Annotated in this window: 17 protein-coding genes; 10 read left to right on the top strand and 7 right to left on the bottom strand. The window is 69.7% G+C overall.

Annotated features, from left to right (window positions below):
- Complete coding sequence (locus NBT67_RS07785) at window positions 1-888, bottom strand: DUF3100 domain-containing protein (RefSeq protein ID WP_251344279.1); 888 nt, start codon at window positions 886-888, stop codon at window positions 1-3.
- A gap of 161 nt (window positions 889-1,049) precedes the next feature.
- On the opposite strand from NBT67_RS07785, the gene NBT67_RS07780 reads away from it, so the two are divergent.
- Window positions 1,050-2,030, top strand: coding sequence for an ornithine cyclodeaminase family protein (locus NBT67_RS07780; RefSeq protein ID WP_251344278.1), 981 nt, complete (start codon window positions 1,050-1,052; stop codon window positions 2,028-2,030).
- Here the strand turns inward: NBT67_RS07780 and NBT67_RS07775 are convergent.
- Both NBT67_RS07775 and NBT67_RS07770 read right to left on the bottom strand, forming a co-directional pair.
- Window positions 2,012-2,764, bottom strand: a complete 753-nt coding sequence (locus tag NBT67_RS07775) for a helix-turn-helix domain-containing protein (RefSeq protein WP_251344277.1) — start codon at window positions 2,762-2,764, stop codon at window positions 2,012-2,014. The two genes, NBT67_RS07780 and NBT67_RS07775, sit on opposite strands and share 19 nt — an antisense overlap.
- Before the next feature lie 39 nt (window positions 2,765-2,803).
- Window positions 2,804-4,033 (bottom strand): serine hydroxymethyltransferase, encoded by a 1,230-nt coding sequence (locus NBT67_RS07770; RefSeq protein WP_251344276.1) that lies wholly within the window; start codon window positions 4,031-4,033, stop codon window positions 2,804-2,806.
- Between the two features lie 133 nt (window positions 4,034-4,166).
- Between NBT67_RS07770 and NBT67_RS07765 the strand changes: the two genes are divergently transcribed.
- Together NBT67_RS07765 and NBT67_RS07760 are read left to right on the top strand one after the other, a co-directional pair.
- Window positions 4,167-4,958, top strand: coding sequence for an IclR family transcriptional regulator (locus NBT67_RS07765; RefSeq protein ID WP_251344275.1), 792 nt, complete (start codon window positions 4,167-4,169; stop codon window positions 4,956-4,958).
- A gap of 703 nt (window positions 4,959-5,661) precedes the next feature.
- Window positions 5,662-6,096: a DUF4112 domain-containing protein gene (locus tag NBT67_RS07760; RefSeq protein WP_251344274.1), complete on the top strand. Its 435-nt coding sequence runs from the start codon at window positions 5,662-5,664 to the stop codon at window positions 6,094-6,096.
- Between the two features lie 64 nt (window positions 6,097-6,160).
- Here the strand turns inward: NBT67_RS07760 and mtnA are convergent, their stop codons facing one another.
- Both mtnA and NBT67_RS07750 read right to left on the bottom strand, forming a co-directional pair.
- On the bottom strand, window positions 6,161-7,225 hold the full coding sequence (gene mtnA / locus NBT67_RS07755; RefSeq protein WP_251344273.1) for an S-methyl-5-thioribose-1-phosphate isomerase: 1,065 nt from the start codon (window positions 7,223-7,225) through the stop codon (window positions 6,161-6,163).
- Between the two features lie 50 nt (window positions 7,226-7,275).
- Entirely contained in the window at window positions 7,276-10,362 is a 3,087-nt protein-coding gene (locus NBT67_RS07750) for a hybrid sensor histidine kinase/response regulator (RefSeq protein ID WP_251344272.1), read from the bottom strand.
- A gap of 165 nt (window positions 10,363-10,527) precedes the next feature.
- Between NBT67_RS07750 and NBT67_RS07745 the strand changes: the two genes are divergently transcribed.
- Entirely contained in the window at window positions 10,528-11,079 is a 552-nt protein-coding gene (locus NBT67_RS07745) for a hypothetical protein (protein ID WP_251344271.1), read from the top strand.
- 54 nt (window positions 11,080-11,133) lie between these two features.
- Here the strand turns inward: NBT67_RS07745 and NBT67_RS07740 are convergent, their stop codons facing one another.
- Window positions 11,134-11,655: a GbsR/MarR family transcriptional regulator gene (locus tag NBT67_RS07740; RefSeq protein WP_251344270.1), complete on the bottom strand. Its 522-nt coding sequence runs from the start codon at window positions 11,653-11,655 to the stop codon at window positions 11,134-11,136.
- A 223-nt stretch (window positions 11,656-11,878) separates the two neighbouring features.
- Here NBT67_RS07740 and NBT67_RS07735 point away from each other — a divergent pair, with 223 nt between their 5' ends.
- The 6 genes from NBT67_RS07735 (at window position 11,879) to NBT67_RS07710 (ending at window position 18,792) form a co-directional block, all read left to right on the top strand.
- On the top strand, window positions 11,879-12,103 hold the full coding sequence (locus tag NBT67_RS07735) for a hypothetical protein (protein ID WP_251344269.1): 225 nt from the start codon (window positions 11,879-11,881) through the stop codon (window positions 12,101-12,103).
- 59 nt (window positions 12,104-12,162) lie between these two features.
- Complete coding sequence (locus NBT67_RS07730) at window positions 12,163-12,969, top strand: undecaprenyl-diphosphate phosphatase (RefSeq protein WP_251344268.1); 807 nt, start codon at window positions 12,163-12,165, stop codon at window positions 12,967-12,969.
- 150 nt (window positions 12,970-13,119) lie between these two features.
- Window positions 13,120-14,532: a sugar transferase gene (locus NBT67_RS07725; RefSeq protein ID WP_251344267.1), complete on the top strand. Its 1,413-nt coding sequence runs from the start codon at window positions 13,120-13,122 to the stop codon at window positions 14,530-14,532.
- Between the two features lie 3 nt (window positions 14,533-14,535).
- Entirely contained in the window at window positions 14,536-15,495 is a 960-nt protein-coding gene (locus NBT67_RS07720; protein ID WP_251344266.1) for an NAD-dependent epimerase/dehydratase family protein, read from the top strand.
- A 136-nt stretch (window positions 15,496-15,631) separates the two neighbouring features.
- Window positions 15,632-17,899 carry an STT3 domain-containing protein gene (locus tag NBT67_RS07715; RefSeq protein WP_251344265.1) on the top strand — a complete coding sequence of 756 codons (2,268 nt, stop codon included), beginning with the start codon at window positions 15,632-15,634 and terminating at the stop codon, window positions 17,897-17,899.
- A gap of 74 nt (window positions 17,900-17,973) precedes the next feature.
- On the top strand, window positions 17,974-18,792 hold the full coding sequence (locus NBT67_RS07710; protein WP_251344264.1) for a DUF8054 domain-containing protein: 819 nt from the start codon (window positions 17,974-17,976) through the stop codon (window positions 18,790-18,792).
- A 214-nt stretch (window positions 18,793-19,006) separates the two neighbouring features.
- On the opposite strand, the gene NBT67_RS07705 is transcribed toward NBT67_RS07710, so the two are convergent.
- The gene (locus NBT67_RS07705; RefSeq protein ID WP_251344263.1) at window positions 19,007-19,633 is read right to left on the bottom strand and encodes a hypothetical protein; all 627 of its coding nucleotides are present in this window, start codon (window positions 19,631-19,633) and stop codon (window positions 19,007-19,009) included.
- Between the last annotated feature and the right edge of the window lie 25 nt (window positions 19,634-19,658).

Below are 19,658 nucleotides of genomic sequence, written 5' to 3'. Positions count from 1 at the left end.
TTAGTTCCTCCCGATGATCGGATTCAGCACGTCGTACAGTTTGTTGATGAGCGGCACGCCGACGAACAGGACGACGTACACGCCCGTCAGCCCCGTGAGCAGGTTGCTCGTCGCGGCGAAGGCGAGGATCTCGTCGTCCGGAATCGCGGTGGTGGCCGTCGCCAGCGATCCGGCGCAGGCGGTCATCATGCTCCCGCTCCCCATCCCACAGGCCATCGCGATGGCCCGCGGATGGAGGCCGGTTATCGGTGCGATCCCACCCAGGATACCGAAAAAGAGGGTGCCGAGGAACGTCCCGGTCAGGTACGTGCCGAGTACGCCGATCCCCTCGGGCGAATCGGGTCCGTAGAGGTCCGTGATGATCCCGAGGGTCGGTTCGCGGGCGATACTCACGGCGGCACCGATCGCCTCCCGATTCAGTCCCAGCAGGAGCGCCAGGGGGAGCGCGAGGAAGATGGTCCCCAGATTACCCAACTCCTGGAGGAGGAACGCCGGCCCCGCCCCGATGATGTCGTAGAAGTTCGGCGCGACCAGCGTTCCGTACTTCACGCCGAGCGGCATCAGCGCGACCACGATCAGGGGGGAACTGATCTCGCTGACCTCCTTCGGTATCGCCGCCCGGAGCTGGTCGACGTACGCGCCGAGGACCCGGTAGCCGAGCAACATCCCGAACACGACGGCGTACAGCATCGGGAGGATGACGACCTCGCCGGGACCGAGCGGGTAGGTTTTGGTTCCGATGTATTCGGACACGACCACGATCGCGAGAACCGTGAGGTGGGCCTTCAGATGGAAGCTCCAGCGACCCGACATCCGTATCGGATCCCAGCGACTCCCGTCCGAATCGGCATCGACTGATTCGTCGGCCTCTGCATCAGTGCCTGACATGGTATTCCTCGACGTACCGTGCAAGGCCACGTGGCAAAAACATTGCCGTTATTTTCCAGACTACGTGTCGGATCACATATCGGACTGCGCCCCGTCCCGCCGGCGGCCGTGCCTCACATGAGAGGGACGAGGTATTTGTTCCACGCCGGCCCTTCGGACGTATGGAGACGTTCGTACTGGACGATTCCGAGGTGGCGGAGCACGCTCACACGCCGGCCCTCGTGTCGGCCGTCGAGGACGCGTTCGCGGCCTACGCGACCGGAGCCGTCGAGATGCCGGCGAAATCGTACGTCGAGCCCGACGCCTACGGCGGCGACTTCCGGTCGATGCCCGCGTACGTCGACGCGGACGGCTGGGACGCGGCCGGGGTGAAGTGGGTGAGCGTCTACCCGGACAACCCCGAGGCGCACGGCCTCCCGACCGTGCTGGGGCTCGTGATCTACTCCGATCCGGCGACGGGGTTCCCCCTTGCCGTCATGGACGGGACCGAACTCACGATGCGCCGAACCGGCGCGGCGGCGGCCGTCGCGACCGACCACCTGGCCGTCGACGACGCGACGTCGATGGGCATCGTCGGGGCTGGCGTCCAGTCGTACGCCCAACTGGAGGCGGTTTCGACGGTGCGCCCGATCGGGGAGGTCGTGGTTTCGGACCCCGACGACGAGCGCGTCGACCGCTTCGTCGAGGCGTTCGAGGACGAGTTCACCGTCCGCTCGGGGGACGTCGGGGCGGCCGCCGCCTGTGACGTCCTCTCGACGGTCACTCCCGTCGAGGACCCCATCGTCACCGCGGCCGACCTCGGCGAGCGGACACACGTCAACGCCGTCGGCGCGGACGCGCCGGGAAAGCGGGAACTCGCGGACGGCGTCGTGGAGGCGGCGAAACTCGTCATCGACGACCACGAACAGTGCACCCACTCCGGGGAGATCAACGTCCCGTGGACCGAGGGCACCCTCGACGCGGCGGACGTCCACGGCGAGTTGGGCGAAATCGTCACCGGACGCCTCGACGGGCGCGTCTCCGCCGACGGCGTGACGGTCTTCGACTCGACCGGTCTCGCCATCCAGGACGTCGCGGCCGCACGCATCGTGTACGAGGCCGCCCGCGACGACGGCGCCGACGCTTACGACTTCCTCTCGTAGCCCCCGGCCGCACCCCCGTCGGGATCCAGCAGTTTCGCCTCGGCCTTCCGCAGGTGTTCGAGGACCGTCGCCTTCGCGAGGCCGAGTTCCGCCGCGAGTTCGGCGGCCGACACCTCGCGCGGCCACTCGTAGTACCCCCGGAGCCGAGCCAGTTCGAACACCTCGCGCTGGCGATCCGACAGGGTGGGCGGGTCGACGGTCGACCCGTCGGTCGCTCCCCGGGTCGCCACTCGCTGGATCGTGATGTCGGCGTCGTTCTCCGCGGCGATCCGGTCGAGGTCCTCACGCAGTCGGTCGCGGTGCTTGTCCGTAGCGACCGTCCAGAACTCGTAGCCGTCACGTATTCGGAGCGGTTCCTGGGGGAGAAACCCCTTCGAGACGATCGCGTCGTGGATGCTCTCCTCGGGGGCGTACTCCACGAGCAGGCCACGGGTGGCCTTCCCGACCGGTCGCGACGTGAGGCTGAACTCGTCACGGGGGTGCATCTCCGTGACCGAGTACGTGTGTTCGGACGCCCGCGCCGCCGCGACCACCTCGTCGACGGCGGCGGTGGAGTCGGCGTGGACGACGACGTGGGCCGTCACGTTCCCGTCGACGGTGTAGACGGCGTTGACGAGTAGCCGCCCCGCGCTCCCGTCGGTGACCGCCGTCATCCAGCAGTTGGGATGCCGGAGTTTCAGCTTCAGCTGACAGCTCTCGCCGCTCGCGGACCGGCCGTCACTCGGTGCGGCCATCGGGACGGGGACCCCGGCATCGCGTCGCCGCGCGAGTCGTCACTCGCACAGCGTCGCCACCTCGGCCGACAGTTCCTCCAGCGCCCCCTCGTCGCCCGCGCTGTCGAGGGCTCGCACGATCAGGTCGGCGACGGCGTCCATCGCCGCCCCCTCGAACCCGCGGGCCGCGAGGCTCGTGGTGCCGAACCGGATCCCGCTCGCGTCCGAGGGGTATCGCGGATCGCCCGGGACCGACGCCTTGTTCGCGACGATTCCGGCGGCCTCCAGCGCCCGTTCGGCCTCGCTCCCCGGGAGGTCACTGTGGGAGCCCCGGAGGTCGACGAGGACGATGTGTGTGTCCGTCCCGCCGGTCACGACGTCGACCCCTCGCTCCGCGAGCGCGTCGGCGAGCGCCTCCGCGTCGGCGACCGTTCGGTCGACGTAGTCGTCGAACTCGTCGTCGAGCGCCTCCGCGAGCCCGGCCGCCTTGCCGGCGATGTTCGGCATCGCGGCCCCGCCCTGGAGTCGGGGGAACAGCGCCTCGTCGACCGCCTCCCCGTACTCCTCGTCACACAGGATGATTCCGCCGCGCCCCGTCTTGATCGTCTTGTACGTCGACCCGGTGCAGAACTCCGCGACGCCGACCGGCGAGGGGAACACCCCCGTCGCGATGAGCCCCGAGAGGTGTGCGATGTCCGCCAGGTGGTACGCGTCGACCGACGCCGCGATTTCCTGGAACCGCTCCCAGTCTATCGTCCGCGGGTACGCCGAATAGCCGGAGATGATCATGTCGGGGTCGACCTCCTCGGCCCGCCGAGCGATCGCCTCGTAATCGAGACGCCCCGTCTCCGGATCGAGTTCGTAGTGATGCGTCTCGTAGAGGTCGCCGCTGAGATGGAGGTCGGAGCCGTGCGTGATGTGTCCGCCGTCCCGGGGATGCAGGGCCAGGAGCCTGTCACCGGGGTCGAGTACGGCGAGATAGACCGCCAGGTTCGCCAGCGATCCGCTGTGTGGCTGCACGTTGACGTGGTCGGCACCCCACAGTTCCTTCGAGTACGCTATCGCCAGCGCCTCCACCTCGTCGATGTTCTCCGATCCGGGGTAGAGCCGGGAGTCGGGGTAGCCAAGCGCGTTCCGGTTCGTGAGGATGCTCCCCTGGGCCTCCCGGACCGCCGGGCTGGCGACGTTCTCCGAGGCGATCATCATCAGGCTCTCGTCCTGTAGCCGTGCCTCCGAGCGGATCGCTTCGGCGACGGCTCTGTCCGCCCGCTCGACGTTCTCGTATTCCATCTCGGTCGAAACTGCGCGCCGGCTGTGATAAGCTTTTGGATCGGATCGGTCGTCGCTCCCGGCGGCCGCCGGACACATATAATAGACCAGTATGGGAGTAACTTTATGTTCTATCCCCGGAAACGACCCCGACATGACGACCGACGAACCCGTCCTCCAGACCACGGGGCGTTCGCTGGAGATCCTCGAAGCGATAACCAGCCACGGCAGCGTTCGAGCGGACGCCCTCGCGGAGGAGATCGGGATCTCGAAGAGCTCCGTGCACAACCATCTGGCGACGCTCCGGGAGAAGGAGTACGTGGTCAAGCGGGGCGACCGGTACTACCTCGGCCTGAAGCTGTACCACCTCGGCGAACAGGCCAAAACGCGGCGACCGTCGTACGACGTCATCGGCGAGCACGTCACGCGAATCGCGAACGAGGTCGACATGGAGGTGGACTTCTCGGTGGAGGAGTACGGCCGCGTCGTCGTGATCTTCGACGAGGTGGGACACAAGAACCGCAGCGGGTTCCAACTCGGCCGATACGTGCCGATCCACGCGTGTGCGTCCGGGAAGGCGATCCTCGCGGAGTATCCGCCGGAGCGGGTCGCGTCGATCCTCGATCACCGCGGACTGCCCCGGTTGACCGAGGCGACCATCGTCGACCGGGAGGACCTGCTGGACGACCTCCAGGAGATCCGGAACCGGGGATACGCCATAAACAACGGGGAGAGCAACACCGGTATACAGGCCGTCGGAACGACCGTCACCGAACCGGACGGCACCGTCGCCGGCGGGCTCTCGATAGCCGGCCCCACCTACAACTATCCCCCGTACGAACAGGTCGCGGAGATGCTGTTACCCGCCGTCGACGAACTCGAACGCAAGATCGAGGCGCGGTGGCGGCGGGAGTTCGGACGGCAGGACCCCCGCGAGGAGGACTAGACAGGGCTGTCCAAGCATACTGTTCGTTGATAAGCTCGTTCGCTCGGACGCCCCGCGCTCGTCGTCCGGCCGCTCCCACAACCGGAATAACAGCCATATCGATGTTATAGTAGGCCGACCGTGCGGCCGGTCCGGCGTGTCTGTCGTCGACTACGGCGGCTCCGAGCGGGCGGCCCCCGCGACGACGCGGGACCGACGACGGAACTACAATAGTAGTATAATATCTATTTTCTCGATATGTATCTCCGAAAGACGGGGGAAATCGCCCTCGGCTCTCCCGACGGACGGGTCCCGGCAGTCCTCGAAACTGCTGGGCGATCCGTCGGGAAGACTACCGATAGAGTGCGGATTCGGACCCTGATATCCGGATATCGACGACCGGGCCGTGTGGCTTCCGCGGCTTCGACGGGATCGACGCCCCGGGAGGACAGACGCGGATCGATCACGTCTCTGATCGTATTTAAGGCCCCCTAAACGCTGTTCGAACCGCGAAATCGATCGCCGTCCGATCCCGTGCGCTCCGACGCCAGCATCGTCGTGATCGAACGGGTTCCGCTCCGGTTCGAATACATACGATATCGTATATGAATTGCAATAACTAGTTATTCTATCATATTTTAGTCGGCCGACCGGGGGGTCGTCGACGATCCGCCCGCCCGGTCGGTCCCGGCACGTTATCCGTCTCGCGTTCCGACAGGGGGACATGAGCGACGACCTGGCGTCAGCGTTCGACGCGGAGATCGACGAACTGCCGGACTCGGTCGATCGGGCGGCGGTCCGACGGATGGGTCTCGTGGCGTGCGTCCTCGACGAGAGCGTCCGGGTTCCGGGGACGGAGTTCCGGGTCGGTCTCGATCCGCTGCTCGGCGTCCTCCCGGGCACGGGCGACGTCGTGAGCGGCGCGCTCTCGATGTACGTCGTCGTCGAGTCGGCCCGACTCGGCGTCTCCTACGGGACGCTGCTCCGGATGCTCGCCAACGTCGCCATCGACGTCGTCGGGGGATCGGTCCCCGTCGTCGGCGACCTCTTCGACGCCGCCTGGAAGGCCAACACGCGCAACCTCGACCTCGCGCTTGCGGACCTCGCCGACGACGGGCGGGCGCCGATGGAGGACGCCGTCGAAATCGAGATCGAGTGAGCCACGGGGCCACCGAACCGCGTGTCGGGGGGCGGAGGTCGTCTCGGGTGCCGCGTGGAGGCGCTCAGGCCGGCGTCCGTTCCGCCGCCTCGAACGTCGTCCGATCCAGCGGGGGCTCGTACACCCCCGTCTCGGTGACGAGGTAGTCGACGAGTTCCATCGGCGTCGGATCGAAGGCGGGGTTGTACACCGCGGTCCCCTCGGGCGCGTTCCGGGTGCCGTAGATCTCCCGCAGTTCGTCGGGGTCGCGCTCCTCGATCTCCACCTCGTCGGCGCTTCGCTCGGTGTCGACCGTCGAGTGGGGCGCGGCGACGACGAACGGGACGCCGTGGCGGTCGGCCATCACGGCCTGCTTGTACGTCCCGATCTTGTTGAAGACGACGCCCTGGTCGCCGAACCGCTCGCCGCCGTCGAGGACGATCCGATCCGCCCCGACGACGACGGCGTCGACCATCCCCTCCTGCATACAGAGGCCGCTCGCGTTGTCGGGGATGAGCGTCACGTCGACGTCCCGCTGCTGGAGTTCGACGGTCGTGATGCGCGAGCCCTGATTCAGCGGGCGCGTCTCGTTGGCGATCACGGAGATCTCCTTCCCCGCTTCCTGCGCGGAGTAGACGACGCCGAGGGCGGTCCCCCAGTCGACGGTCGCGAGCGCGCCGGCGTTACAGTGAGTCATCACCGTCTCGCCGTCCGAGAGCAACGCCGCCCCGTTGCCGCCGAGGCGCTCGTTTCGCTCGACGTCGGCGTCGGCGACGTCCGTGGCGGCCGCGAGCGTCCGCTCCCGCGCCTCGGGGATCGACGTACACGCCCGGAGTTCGGACAGGACGGTCTCGACCTCGCGCGAGAGGTTCACCGCCGTCGGCCGGGCGTTCGCGACCGACTCGGCGTCGGCGGCGACCGCGTCGGCGTAGTCGTCGAACGTCGCTGCCTCGTTTCGGCGCGCGGCGAGCGCGACGCCGAACGCCCCGGCCGCGCCGAGCGCGGGCGCCCCGCGGACCCGCAACCGCCGGATGCTCTCGACGAGCTGGGGGATCGTCTCGGCGTGATACGTCGTGTACTCCCCCGGTAGCTTGGTCTGATCGACCATCACGATGCAGTCCCGGTCGTCGTCCCACTCGATAGTCCTCATGCGTACCGGTAGCACGGCACGAGCCTTAACCCTCTCCCCGTCGGGGCGACTCAGTGCAGCGGCGCTCTCGATTCGCGTTCGACGCCGGTGATCTCGACTCGCGTGCCGCCGGCGTCGCTGTCGGTGATCGAGACGGTCCACCCGTGGGCGTGCGCGACCTGTTCGACGATCCCCAGCCCCAGCCCCGTCCCCTCGCTGGACGTCGAGTAGCCGGCCTCGAACACCGATTCGCGCTCGGATTCGGCGATGCCTGGGCCGTCGTCGGCGACGAAGAACCCGCTCTCCAGGTCGCCGATGCGGATGGTCACGCCGTCGTCGACCCCCTCGGCCGTGGCGCCGTGTTCGACCGCGTTCCTGACGAGGTTCTCGAGCAGTTGCCGGAGCCGGCTCCGGTCGGCCACGACCGTCCCGTCGGCGTCGATCACCAGTCCGGCACCCTCGGTTTCGATGGTCTCCCAGCAGCTTCGGGCCAGCGTGGCGAGGTGGACCGCTTCCTTCTCCCCCGCCGGTTCCCCCTCCCGTGCCAGCGCCAGGAGGTCGGCGATCAGCGTCTCCATCCGGTCGAGCGACCGCTCGATGGCCGGGAGCCGCTCGCTGTCGCACTCCTCCATCGCCAGTTCGAGCTGGCCGGCGGCCACGTTCAGCGGGCTCCGGAGGTCGTGGGAGATGATGCTCGCGAACGACTCCAGGTGGTCGTTCCGCTGTGCCAGTTCCGCCTCGCGGGCGCGCAACTGCTCGGTCCGCGCCACCTGTTCGAGCGCCGTGGCGAGGTTGCTGGCGAGGATTTCGCCGAGCACCACGTCCTCCTGGTCGAAGGCGCCGGGCGCCGTCGACCCCGCGATGAGGATGCCGTGTTCGCCGAGCGGGAGGTGGAGCTCGCTCCGGAGCGGCGACTCCGGATTGAACACGTCGGGGTCGTCCGCCACGTCGTCGACGGCGAGCGCCTCGCCCCGGTCGTAACTGCGCCACGCGATGCTCTCCCCGCCGGTGAACGTCGGCAGGTCGCCGATGAGGTCGACGAGGTCGTCGGTGGAGGCAGCCGGGGCGAGTCGCCCCTCGTCGTCGCGGAGGTGGATCGCGTTGATGTCGAGGTTCAGGATATCACGCGCCGCCTCGACGCCGATTTCGGCGATCCGCTCCCGCGTCTCGGCGGCCATCAGCTCCCGGGTCGTCTCGCTCAGCGCTTCGAGTCGCCGCTCGCGACGGACGCGCTCGGTGACGTCGCGATACACCCAGAGGTGGCCGTCGCCGTCGGCGAGGTCGACCCGTCGGTGGGTCCGTGCGAACGTCCGGCCGTCATCGAGGCGCAGCGTCTCCTCGTGGTTCCCGGTCGCTTCCCGCCTCGCTCGTTCGATCCCCTCGAGGAACGCCTCCGGATCGTCGAACAGCCTGCTGGTCGCGTCGGCCAGCTCCCGACAGTCCGCGCCGACGACGTTCTCCGGCCTGCCGTCCATCCCGAACAGGTCGAACAGCTGATCGTTGACCGTCAGGACGGTCCGGTCCTCGTCCTCCGCGATGACGCCCACGGGAAGCGTATCGAAGAGCGTCGAGAGGACGCTGTTCGTCCGCTTCAGCTCCCGCTGGTGTTGCTTTCGCTCGCTGATCTCCCGGTCGGAGACGATGATCGAGACGACCTCGCCGTCGTCGTCCGTGACCGGTCTGAACACGCCCGCGACCGAGTAGGGTTCGCCGCTCGGCTGGACCAAATCGAGTTCGAACTCGACGTACTCGCCGTCCGCGGCGCGGTCGATCCACGCCTCGACGTCCGCTTTGACGCCCTCCGCGCCCTCGAACCAGGGCGTCTCGGCGAAGGGCCGTCCGACCACGTCGCCGTGGTCGGCGTCGACGAACGAGAGCGCCGTCCGGTTGACGTCCAGCACCGTGCCGTCGGTGTCGATCAGCCCCACGAGGATGTTCGGATCGTCGAAGATGGCGCCGTAGCGCCGCTCCTTGCGTTCGAGTTCCAGTTCCCGCTCCTTGTGCTCCGTGACGTCGCGGGAGATGCCGACCGCCCGCCGATCCGACCCCCCGTCGGCGTCGACGGTGGCCCTGATCCAGCGGTGGGTCCCCGTCTCGGGATCCGGCATCGTCCGGTATTCCACCTCGCCACGCTCCCGCTCGCCCGCGATCAGTTCCTCGTGGAACCGCCGGAACCGCGCCCGATCCGCCGGGTGGACCACGGTCTCGCAGTGGTCCTCCCACGTCGGCACCTCGTCGGGCCGGTGACCGAAGAACCGTTCGTAGGTGCCGTGGCGGACGACCGCCCCCGAGTCCAGATCGATTTCGAAGATGGCCGACCGCGTCTGGTCGAGCGCGAGTTGCATGCGCTCGCGCGCCCGTTCGAGCTTCCGCTCGCGTTCCCGGCGCTCGGTGACGTCGACGGCGATGCCGAGCACCCCGCGTCCGTCGCCGTCCGTGAGGTCGTACGGCAGCAGCCGCGGCTCCAGAACGTGGACCTCGCCCGTCGCGTCGGCGATTTCGACCTCCTGTACCCGTTCGGGCGTGCCCGACGCCAGCACCTCCTCGACGTCCGCCCGGAACTGCTCGGCCGGTTCCTCGCCGAGGACGTCGGCCACGGGACGCCCCTCCAGCGCCGAGACGGTCGTGCCGTGGAACGACGCGAGCGCCTCGTTCGCGAGCAGATACGTGCCGTCGCCGTCCACGACGAACAGGAAGTGCGGCAGGGAGTCGACGATCTCCCGCAGGCGCTTCTCGCTTCGCTCGACCAGCCGCTGCGAGCGGTAGTGTTCGACCGCGTTGACGATCCGATTCGCGAGTACGGTGTACTGGTCGGTCCCGGCCTCCTTCTGGAGGTAGTCGGTGACGCCCGCGGAGATGGCCTCGCTCGCCACCTCCTCGCTCCCCTTCCCGGTGAAGAGGACGAACGGGAGGGAGGGCTCGGTCTCGCGGACGGCCTCGAGGAACTCGATGCCGTTCTGCCCGGGCATGTCGTAGTCGGAGACGACACAGTCGTACGCGTCGGCCGCGAGTCGGTCGAGCGCCTCGCTCGCGCTCGGTGCCGTCTCGACGACCAACCCCTCGTTCTCGCGTTCGAGAAACGTCGCGGTCAGCTCGGCAAAGTCCGGGTCGTCGTCGACGTGGAGCACGCGAACGGGATCCGGGGACGCCCTACTCATCGGGCAGTGTAGGTCGGACGACCGAATAACGGTTCGGATGCGAGTATCAGCGATGAAAACGTCGCTCCCCCGATCGGACGCGGCGTGGCTCTCGGGCCGGCGGCCGTCGCGCCCCCTGCATCCTTCCACCACCTATTTGCCGACCGGACCCGGAGTGGCGGCTAGATGGCACCCTACGAGGCCTTCGACGAGAGCGCGGAAGTCCACGGGCGGACGATACTCGACGTCGTCGACGACGCGCTCGCCCGCTTCTCGGAGTCCTACCGGGAGACGGCGTACGACGCCCTGGCGGCCAACGGCGTCGACGACCCGTCGCCCGACGAGTGGTACCCACAGCAGGCCTGGCTGAACACGTTCGAGGTCCTCGCGTCGGAACTCGAACCGCACATCCTGGACCGCCTCGGCGAGCAGATCCCCGACGTAGCCGACTGGCCCGACGACCCCACGACGGTCGCCGAGGGGCTGCGGTCCATCGACGACGCCTACCGCCGGAACCACCGCGGCGGCGACATCGGCCGCTACCGGTTCGAGTCGGTCGACGACCGCACCGGTGAGGTGACCTGCCGGAACCCGTACCCCTGCGAGTTCGACCGGGGACTGATCCGCGCCGTCGCCCGGAAGTACGCCCCCGTCGAGTCGTTCGTCTTCGTCGAGGAGAGAGGGGAGCGGTGCCGTCGCGACGGCGACGACGCCTGCGTCTACACGGTGTCGTGGTAGCTCCCGGCGTGTGTGCCGCACGGTCACAGCAGCCGTGCGATCGTGCAACCCGCTTCAACCGCCACTTTCGCCGTCGTAGGCCTCGATCGCCTCGATCAGTTCCTCGACGGAGTGGTCCATCGCGAGTTCGAGGAGGGTCTCGAACTCGTCGTAGGTCGTCGCCAGGTCCTCGATCCGGCCCGCCGTGCGGGAGTCGTCGCCCCCGTCCAGACGGGTTCGCGCCCGGTCGAGCGTCCGACGGGTCGTCCCCATCTCGCGGGCGACGTACTGCTGGAACACGTCCTGGACGACGACCCAGAGGTCCGTCACGGGTTCGAACTGGACCCGCCGTCCGCCGCCCCCCGAGGAGCGGCGACGGATCAGGCCGATCCGCGTGAGCTTCCGGGTCACGTTGCTGATCGTCGACTTCGCGTATCCCGTCTCCTCGACCAGTTCGGGGATGGAGAGCGGCTCCGGCGCGAAGTAGAGGACGCCGTACACCCGCCCGGCGCTCCGACTCAGCCCGTACACCTCCGCCGAGCGCTCCATCGACTCGATCACTTCCTCCCTGACGACCGCGGGGTCCTCCCCGGTCATCGTCGCTCCCCGCCGTTCGAGGCGTCCGTCCGCCGTTCGATCACGTCGTAACGTGTCGAACCGTAAGTATTAAACTGTTCGGTCTGGATGTTCGGAATGAGCCGAACAAAATGAACAAACGGCTCACTTCCCCGCATCGACGCCGGATCACCCCTCCCCCGTGATCCGTGCGACGCTCCCCCCGATCCGCTTCGGCCCCCGGACCTCCCCCGGTCCCCCACCCATGTGTCCCCCCACTACGCCACACACTCGCCCCCGGTGTGACCGCCTCGCCGACCGCGCGACGACCGGCTCCGTTCCGGCCGCCGTCTCGCTCGCCCTGCTGCTCGCCCTCGTCCACCCCGCCGCCCCGCTCGTCGGGGTGTTCCTCCTCGGGGGCCGGCGACTCGGCCACAGACCTCCCGGCCGCCCCCCACACCGCCGCGCTCCGCCGTCCGCGACCCTCTGACCGTCGCGCCCGCGGCCCCCGCCCCGAAATCCTATACGTGTTGATAGTTTCCCGTCCGTATGGATCCGCATCTGGTGGCCGTGGTCGTAGGGTTCCTCCAGGGAGTGTTCGAGTGGCTCCCCGTCTCCAGCGAGGGCAACGTCGCCATCGCCCTGACGGCGCTCGGCGAACGACCGGGCGTCGCCGTCTCCTATGCCCTCTTTCTCCACCTCGGAACCGCCGTCTCGGCCACCGTCTACTACCGCGACGAGGTGCGTGCGGCGCTCGCGTCCGCGTCGACGGTACGCCCCGACGGAGCGTTCGACGGGGAGACGGCGACGCTCTCCTTCGTCGCCGTCGCCACCGCCGCGTCGTCCGCCGTCGGGCTGATCGCCCTCCTCGCCCTCGACGCCCTGGTGTCGGAACTGACCGGCGGCGCCTTCGTCGCCCTCGTGGGCGCCCTCCTCGTCGCCACGGGCCTCCTCCAGCGGTTCGCGGGCGCCTACGGCCTCGCCGTCCGGGGGACGCCGGACGCCCTCGACGCCCTCCTGGTCGGCGGCCTGCAGGGGCTCGCCATCCTCCCCGGCGTCTCCCGGTCGGGGGTCACCACGAGCGCCCTCCTCCTGCGCGGCCACGACGGCACGGCCGCCTTCCGCCTCTCCTTCCTGCTCAGCATCCCCGCCGCGCTCCTCGGCGGGGGCGTCGGCGTCGTCCGCGCCGGGGGCATCGGCGTCTCGCCGACGGTCGGCCTGGTCGCCCTCGTCGCCGCCGCCGTCGTCGGTTACGTCACCATCGACGCCCTGATGCGGGTGGTTCGGCGAGCGCCCGTCTGGCTGCTCTGTGTGGGCCTCGGCGGCCTCGCCGTCGCCGGCGGCCTCCTGATTTAACCCGCGATTAACCCGGCCGTCCTCCCCGGTAACGGTCGCCACCCGGGTCGGTAGGGCGCGATTACTCCCGCCCCCCGAACCGACCGCCGCCACGGTATCGCGATCTTAACAACTAACTAACCAAATATCTGTGCGCACAGCCACTGGGTGATGCTCTCGGGGTGGCGGTTCAGATTCGTCAGTGCAGCGGGAACGGTGGCACTCGCGGCGGTCTGTGTCGGCGTCGCGAACCACCCGGTCGTTCAGCGACTCGTCGACGCCGTCCCCGTCTTCGCCCGGTTGCCGGCGACGACGCTGTCCAACGGCGACCTGACTCTCGCCATCGCGACGACCCTCGCCGTCGTCCTCGGGGCCTTCGTCCCCCTGTTCAAACCGCGCCCGCGACGCGCATTCGACACCCTCCTGCTGGTCGAACGACGGGTCCTGCTGGTGGCCGTCGCGCTGGCCGCCGTCGGCTACTTCGATTACACCTATCGGCTCCCGCGGACGACGCTCGTCCTCGCCACGCTGTCGATGGCCGTCGTCCTCCCGGCGTGGTTCGTCGCCGTCCGCCGCCGGCCGCGTGTCGACCCCGACCGCGCGGTGATCGTCGGCGACGACCCCGCGGCCATCGCCGACGTGACCCGGGAGACGGACGTCCCCGTGGTCGGGTACGTGGCGTCGGTCGCGGACGGGGCAGGCGTGGAACTCCCCGACGGCGGCGCGGCGGCCGACGGCGGCGCCGTCCCCGAGGCGCCGTGTCTCGGCGGGCTGTCGCGTCTCGACGAGATACTCGTCCGCAACGACGCCGACGCGGCGGTTCTGGCGTTCTCCTATCCCGGCTGCGAGGAGTTCTTCGGGACGCTCGACACCTGCTTCGACGTCGGCGTCTCCGCGATGGTCCACGACGACCACGCCGACACCGTGTTGACGACGGGCCTCCAGCGCGACGGGTTCGTCGCCATCGACCTCGAACCGTGGGACCTGCAGGAGCGGGTCCTGAAGCGACTGTTCGACGTCGCCTTCGCCGCGACGGCGATGCTCCTCCTCGCTCCCCTGTTGCTCGTGATCGCCCTCGCGATCAAACTCGACAGCCCCGGACCGATCCTCTACAGCCAGGAGCGGACGGCCGAGTTCGGCGACACGTTCACCGTCTACAAGTTCCGGAGTATGGTCCCCGACGCCGAGGCCGACACCGGCGCCGTCCTCAGCGCCGAGGACGAGGGCGAGGTCGACCCCCGCGTCACCCGGGTCGGACGGGTCCTCCGCGAGACCCACCTCGACGAGGTTCCGCAGCTCTGGTCCATCCTCGTCGGCGACATGAGCGTCGTCGGCCCCCGCCCCGAGCGACCGGAACTCGACGACGACATCCGCCGGAGCGTCCACACCTGGCAACAGCGGTGGTTCGTCCGCCCGGGACTGACCGGCCTCGCACAGATCAACGACGTCGCCAGCACGGACCCGGCCGAGAAGCTCCGGTACGACGTCGCGTACATCCGGAACCAGTCGTTCTGGTTCGACCTCCGCATCCTCCTTCGGCAGCTCTGGATGGTCGGCGAGGACGCCGTCGGCTTCCTGCGCTGACCCATGTCCGCCGACCTCCCTCCCACGGGCCGACCCGGGCCACGGGGGCGGTCGGTCCTCGTCACCGGCGGTGCCGGCTTCGTCGGGAGCCACCTCGTCGACGCGCTGGTCGACGACAACGAGGTTCGCGTCCTCGACGACCTCTCGAACGGCTCGCGTGCGGCCGTCCCCGACGCGGCCACGCTCGTCGCGGGCGACGTCCGCGACCCGGAGACGGTCGCCCGGGCGGCCGAGGGCGTCGACCTCGTCTTCCACCTCGCGGCGAACGTCAGCGTCGAGCGGTCGGTCGCCGCCCCCGTCGAGAGCCACCGGGTGAACGTCGACGGGACGCTGCACGTCCTCGAGGCCGCCCGGGAGGCGGGCGCCCGCGTCGTCTTCGCGTCCAGTGCCGCCGTCTACGGCGACCCCCCGTCGGTACCGGTCGCCGAATCGGCGCCCAAGGCGCCGTCCTCGCCGTACGGCGCCGAGAAGCTCTCGGCCGACCGGTATCTGCGTCTCTACGCCGACCGCTACGGCCTGGAGACCGTCTCGCTCCGGTACTTCAACGTCTACGGTCCCGGCGGCCTCGACACCGACTACAGCGGGGTGATCGACGTCTTCCTCTCCCGGGCCCGCGAGGGGCGTGACCTCCCCGTCCACGGCGACGGCACCCAGACCCGGGATTTCGTCCACGTCGCCGACGTCGTCCGGGCGAACCTGCTCGCCGCCATCACGGACGCCACCGGCGCCGCGTACAACGTCGGCACCGGCCACAGCGTGACGATCTCCCGACTGGCCGACCTCGTCGTCGACGCGACCGACTCGCCGTCCGACGTCGTCCACACCGACCCGCGGGAGGGCGACGTCGACGAGAGCGAGGCGGACATCAGTCGCGCGCGCGAGATCCTCGGCTTCGAACCCCGCGTCTCCCTCCGCGAGGGGCTCGACCACCTGGTCGACGACGGAGCGTCGCCGAGACGATGAGCGGGCGCCGACCGGACGACGGAGCGACGCCGCCGGTGTCGGAGCCCTCCGACGCCGCCGACCCTGCGGCTATATGTGACAGGCAGACGATGGGTTCGGCGGACGGACGCGACCGGATGGTCGCGGGTGACACGACATGACGGACGACGACCTGGACGAACTGCTCGCCGATCGACCGGGCCTCGCGTCGACGCTCGACCGACTTCTCGACGCCGACGACGGGTGGCACCCGGACGAGGAGGGGATGCCGCCTGCGGCGGTGGCGGCCCTCCTCGACGCCGGGTGCGTCGCGGAGTGCGCGGACGGGTACCGGTTCACCGACCCGGCCGCGGTCCGGTCGGCGATCGAGCGCGCCGCCGCCGGCGCGCCCCGCGTCCCCGTCCGCGCCGCCGTCGCCGTCGCCCTCCTGCTGGTCGTCCTCGTCCGCCTCCCGACGGCCCCCGGCGTGTTCCGCGACGGCTGGATCGTCCTCGCGTCGAACGACCCGTACTTCTACCGCGCCCTCGTGGATCAGTCGCTCGCCGGCGGGCCGATCCCGTCGCTCCCCGAACGCGCCGTCCGGGGGGAACCGCTCCTCGTGGCGACGCTCGCGACGGCGACGGCGCTCCTCGGCGGGAGCACCTGGGCCTCCGGGTTCGTCCTCGCGTGGTATCCGGTCGCCGCGGCCGTCGCCACGGCGTGGCTGGTGTACGGCATCGCCCTCCGCCTCTCCGGGGACGCCCGCGTGGGCCTCGCCGCCGCCGGCTTGCTCGCCGTGACGCCGGCCCACGCCTACCGGACCGCGCTCGGGGTGGCCGACCACCACGCCTTCGACTACCTGTGGCTCGCCCTGACGGTCCTCGCCGTCGTCGAGGTGCTCGGCCGTGCCGACCGCGACCGACGGGCGTGGTACGCGGCGGCGGTCCTCGGCGTCGCCGTCGCCGCACAGACCCTCTCCTGGGAGGCCGCGCCGCTGCTCCTGTTCCCGCTCGCCGTCTCGCTCGCGCTCGTTGCGCCCGTGGAGGTCCGCCGCCCCGGCCCCGAGCGCCTCTCGCCTCTCGTCGCCGGCCTCGTGGGCGGCGCGGCGCTGGCTCACGCCGTCCACCTCGTCCTCGGCTGGCAGTTCCCGGCCGTCGTCTACGCGCTCGACCTGCTCGCCGTCGGGGGCGTGGGGCTGCTCGCCGCCACGGTCGGCGTCCGTCGGCTGGGCGGGTCGTGGACCTGGCTGGCGGCCGCCGAGGTGGTCCTCGCGGCCGTCGCCGTCGTCGTCGTCCGCCGGAGTGCGCTCCTCTCGGGCGAACTCGGCCGAGGGGTCGCCTTCTTCTCGTCGACGGGCGCCGCCGAACTCACCGGCGTCGGGAGCAACTACGGCGCCGTCGGCGTCCTCGTCATCCTCGGGTTCGCCCCGGTTCTCGCGGCCCCGACGCTGGTGTGGGCGGCCCACCGGGGGTGGAGCCGGCTCGAACCCGGGTGGCTCGTCGTCGTGACCTACGTCGTCCACTTCGGCGTGCTGGCGGCGCTCCAGCGCCGGTTCGGGGGCGAACTCGCCCCCTTCGCGGCCGTCCTCGGCGGCGTCGCGTTCGTGGCGTTCGCCGCCTGGCTCGACCTGCTCCACCCGCCCGTTCCGATGCGCTCCGACGCCACGACCCCCGCGGCCACCGACGGCGGCGACGCTGCCGACGACCTGGTCGTCCCCGACCGGACCCGCCTGGCGCTGCTCGGCGGGCTGGCGGGGGTCGTCGTCGGCTCCGGATCGCTGTACGCCGCGCTGATCGACCGCCGACTCGTCATCGCCGACGCCACCTACGAGGCGACCCGGTGGATCACGGGCTACGTCGAACGGCGGGCCATCCCCTACCCCGAGAACTACGTGCTCGCGAAGTGGGGGCGGGTCCGCGTCTACAACTACTTCGTCAACGGCGAGGCGGTGTCGTACGCCTACGCCCGACGGACCTACGAGGACTTCCTGTTCTCCAGCGACGCCGACGACTGGTACGAGGAGTTCGACGGCCGGGTCGGGTTCGTCGTCACCCGCGACCTGCCACATCTCGGCGCCGTCGGCGCCTCGACGGTCCAGTCCTGTCTCCACGACCGCTTCGGCGCCGCCGCGACGGAGGGCATCGAGGGCGCCGGCCACTTCCGGGCGCTCTATGCCACCGACTCGGGCGACGGCGCCCGCAAGGTGTTCCGGGTCGTCCCCGGCGCGACCCTCCGGGGGACGGCCGACGGGGCCGAGACGGTCCGCCTCGTCGCCGACGTCTCGATCCCCGGCGCCGACTTCGAGTACGTCCGGTACGCCCACGCCACCGACGGCTCCTTCGAGGTGACGGTCGCCCACCCCGGCCGCTACCGGATCGAGGACCACGGCATCGTCGTCGACGTCACCGACCGGGCGGTCGATCGTGGGGAGACACTCACCGTTTGACGCGGAGAACGGACGGCCATACGGCGCTTAACGGGCGATTATCTAAGCGTCGCGAGGTGGTTCGAACGGACGACATGCCCCTCAGTGAACGTCTGTCTCGCCTCCGTCAGCCGGAGTACACGGGGGCAAACCGGTGTCTCCCGTGTACGGTCGTCAACCTGGTCGTCGCCGTCGGCCTCGCCGGCCTCGTCGCCCTGGCGTCGCCGCCGGCGGGTGTGGCGGTCCTCGCGGCGTCGGTCGCCGCCATCTACCTGCGCGGCTATCTGGTCCCCGGCACCCCTGCCCTGACCAAGCGGTACCTCCCCGACGACGTGCTGAAACTGTTCGACAAACACGAGGCGCCGGCGATGGACGACGACGGTGACGTGGAGGCGTTCCTCCTCGACGTCGACGCCGTCGAGGAGTGTCGGGAGGGGACCGACCTCTGTCTCACCGAGGGGTTCCGGACGGCGTGGGACGACCGGATCGACCGACTCCGCGAACGCGACGACGCCGACGAGGGGGTCGCCGCCCTGTTCGACGGCCTCGGCGTCGACGCCGACCGGGTTCGGGTCGAGTCCTACGGCGACGCCTACGAGGCGTTCGTCGACGACGTTCGGGTGGGTCAGTGGGAGTCGCGGGCGGCCTACCTCGCCGACCTCGCGGCCGAGGCGGAACTCCGCGACCGCCATCCGGGGTGGCACCGTCTCGGGTTCGACGCCCGGACCGAAGTCCTCGGGGCGTTGCGGCTGTGGCTGGAGCGCTGTCCCTCCTGTGACGGCCCGGTGACCCTCGGCGAGGACACCGTCGAGTCCTGCTGTCGCTCCATCGACGTGATCGCCGCCACGTGCGAGTCGTGTGGCGCCCGGGTGTTCGAGGCGGAGTTCTCGCCGCAGGCGATGGCGGCCGAGTAAACTACCCCACCCTACTCGCTCACGGTGGTTCGAGACGCCTACGGCGTCTCGTCATCACGAGGCGCTTCGCGCCTCTCGAACGACTTCGCCGTTCGCTTCGTTGAGGGTGGCGCTTTCGCGTGGACTCCCGTTCTGGCCTTCACAGGCAGGCGAATACTCGCCGTTCACGTTCGGCGTCCCGCGATTCAAGCGCACTTACGCTGAGACGCCGCGGTTACGCCTGCTCGTCGAGGATGTACTGGAAGTAAGGGGTCATCGCTTCGCGCGCCTGCTCCCATCGACGCATGTCGTGGAGTTCGATCCCGAGGGCGTACTGGACCGGTTCCGGCCCGAATCCGTACTGACCGTGACGGGGCTTCTCGGGGTAGGTCGGTTGCTGGAGGGCGGCACGGAGTTCGAGCATCTGTGCGCGCATCGTCGGCGTCAGGTAGTCGCCCTCGGTCTTGTGGTTGATCCAGGCCTCGGTCGTCAGTTCGGCGTAGCGGGGGTCGATGCCGGCGATCGACGCCCGGCGTTCGAACGCCTCTCGGACCGGAGACCAGTCCGCCTCCGTCAACTGCTCGGCGTCGATCCGTCCGTTCACGCGGCAGGACTCCTCGACCTCGTCTTTCGCCCAGAGGGCGTCGACGTAGCCCATCGCCGCCAGACGGGCCTCCGCATCGTCTAGGTGGTCGAACTGAACCATGTCGACGGCGGTGAACGCCTGGACCGACGCCTCGTACTCGCGCTGGTCGTGGTGGATGAAACCGTCGCAGAGTTTGTCGGCCATGACGGACGCGGACCGCTCGACGTCTTGCGGTATTGAGGGTAGCTGTGCCTGGGTGGGGGGAATATCGCTCATTCGCATCTGTGGCATGTGGAGGGCT

It is taken from the genome of Haloplanus sp. GDY1, from assembly GCF_023703775.1.
Classification (GTDB): domain Archaea; phylum Halobacteriota; class Halobacteria; order Halobacteriales; family Haloferacaceae; genus Haloplanus; species Haloplanus halophilus.
Note: the sequence above shows the minus strand (reverse complement) of the source record. Positions and strands in the feature narration are given on the sequence as shown.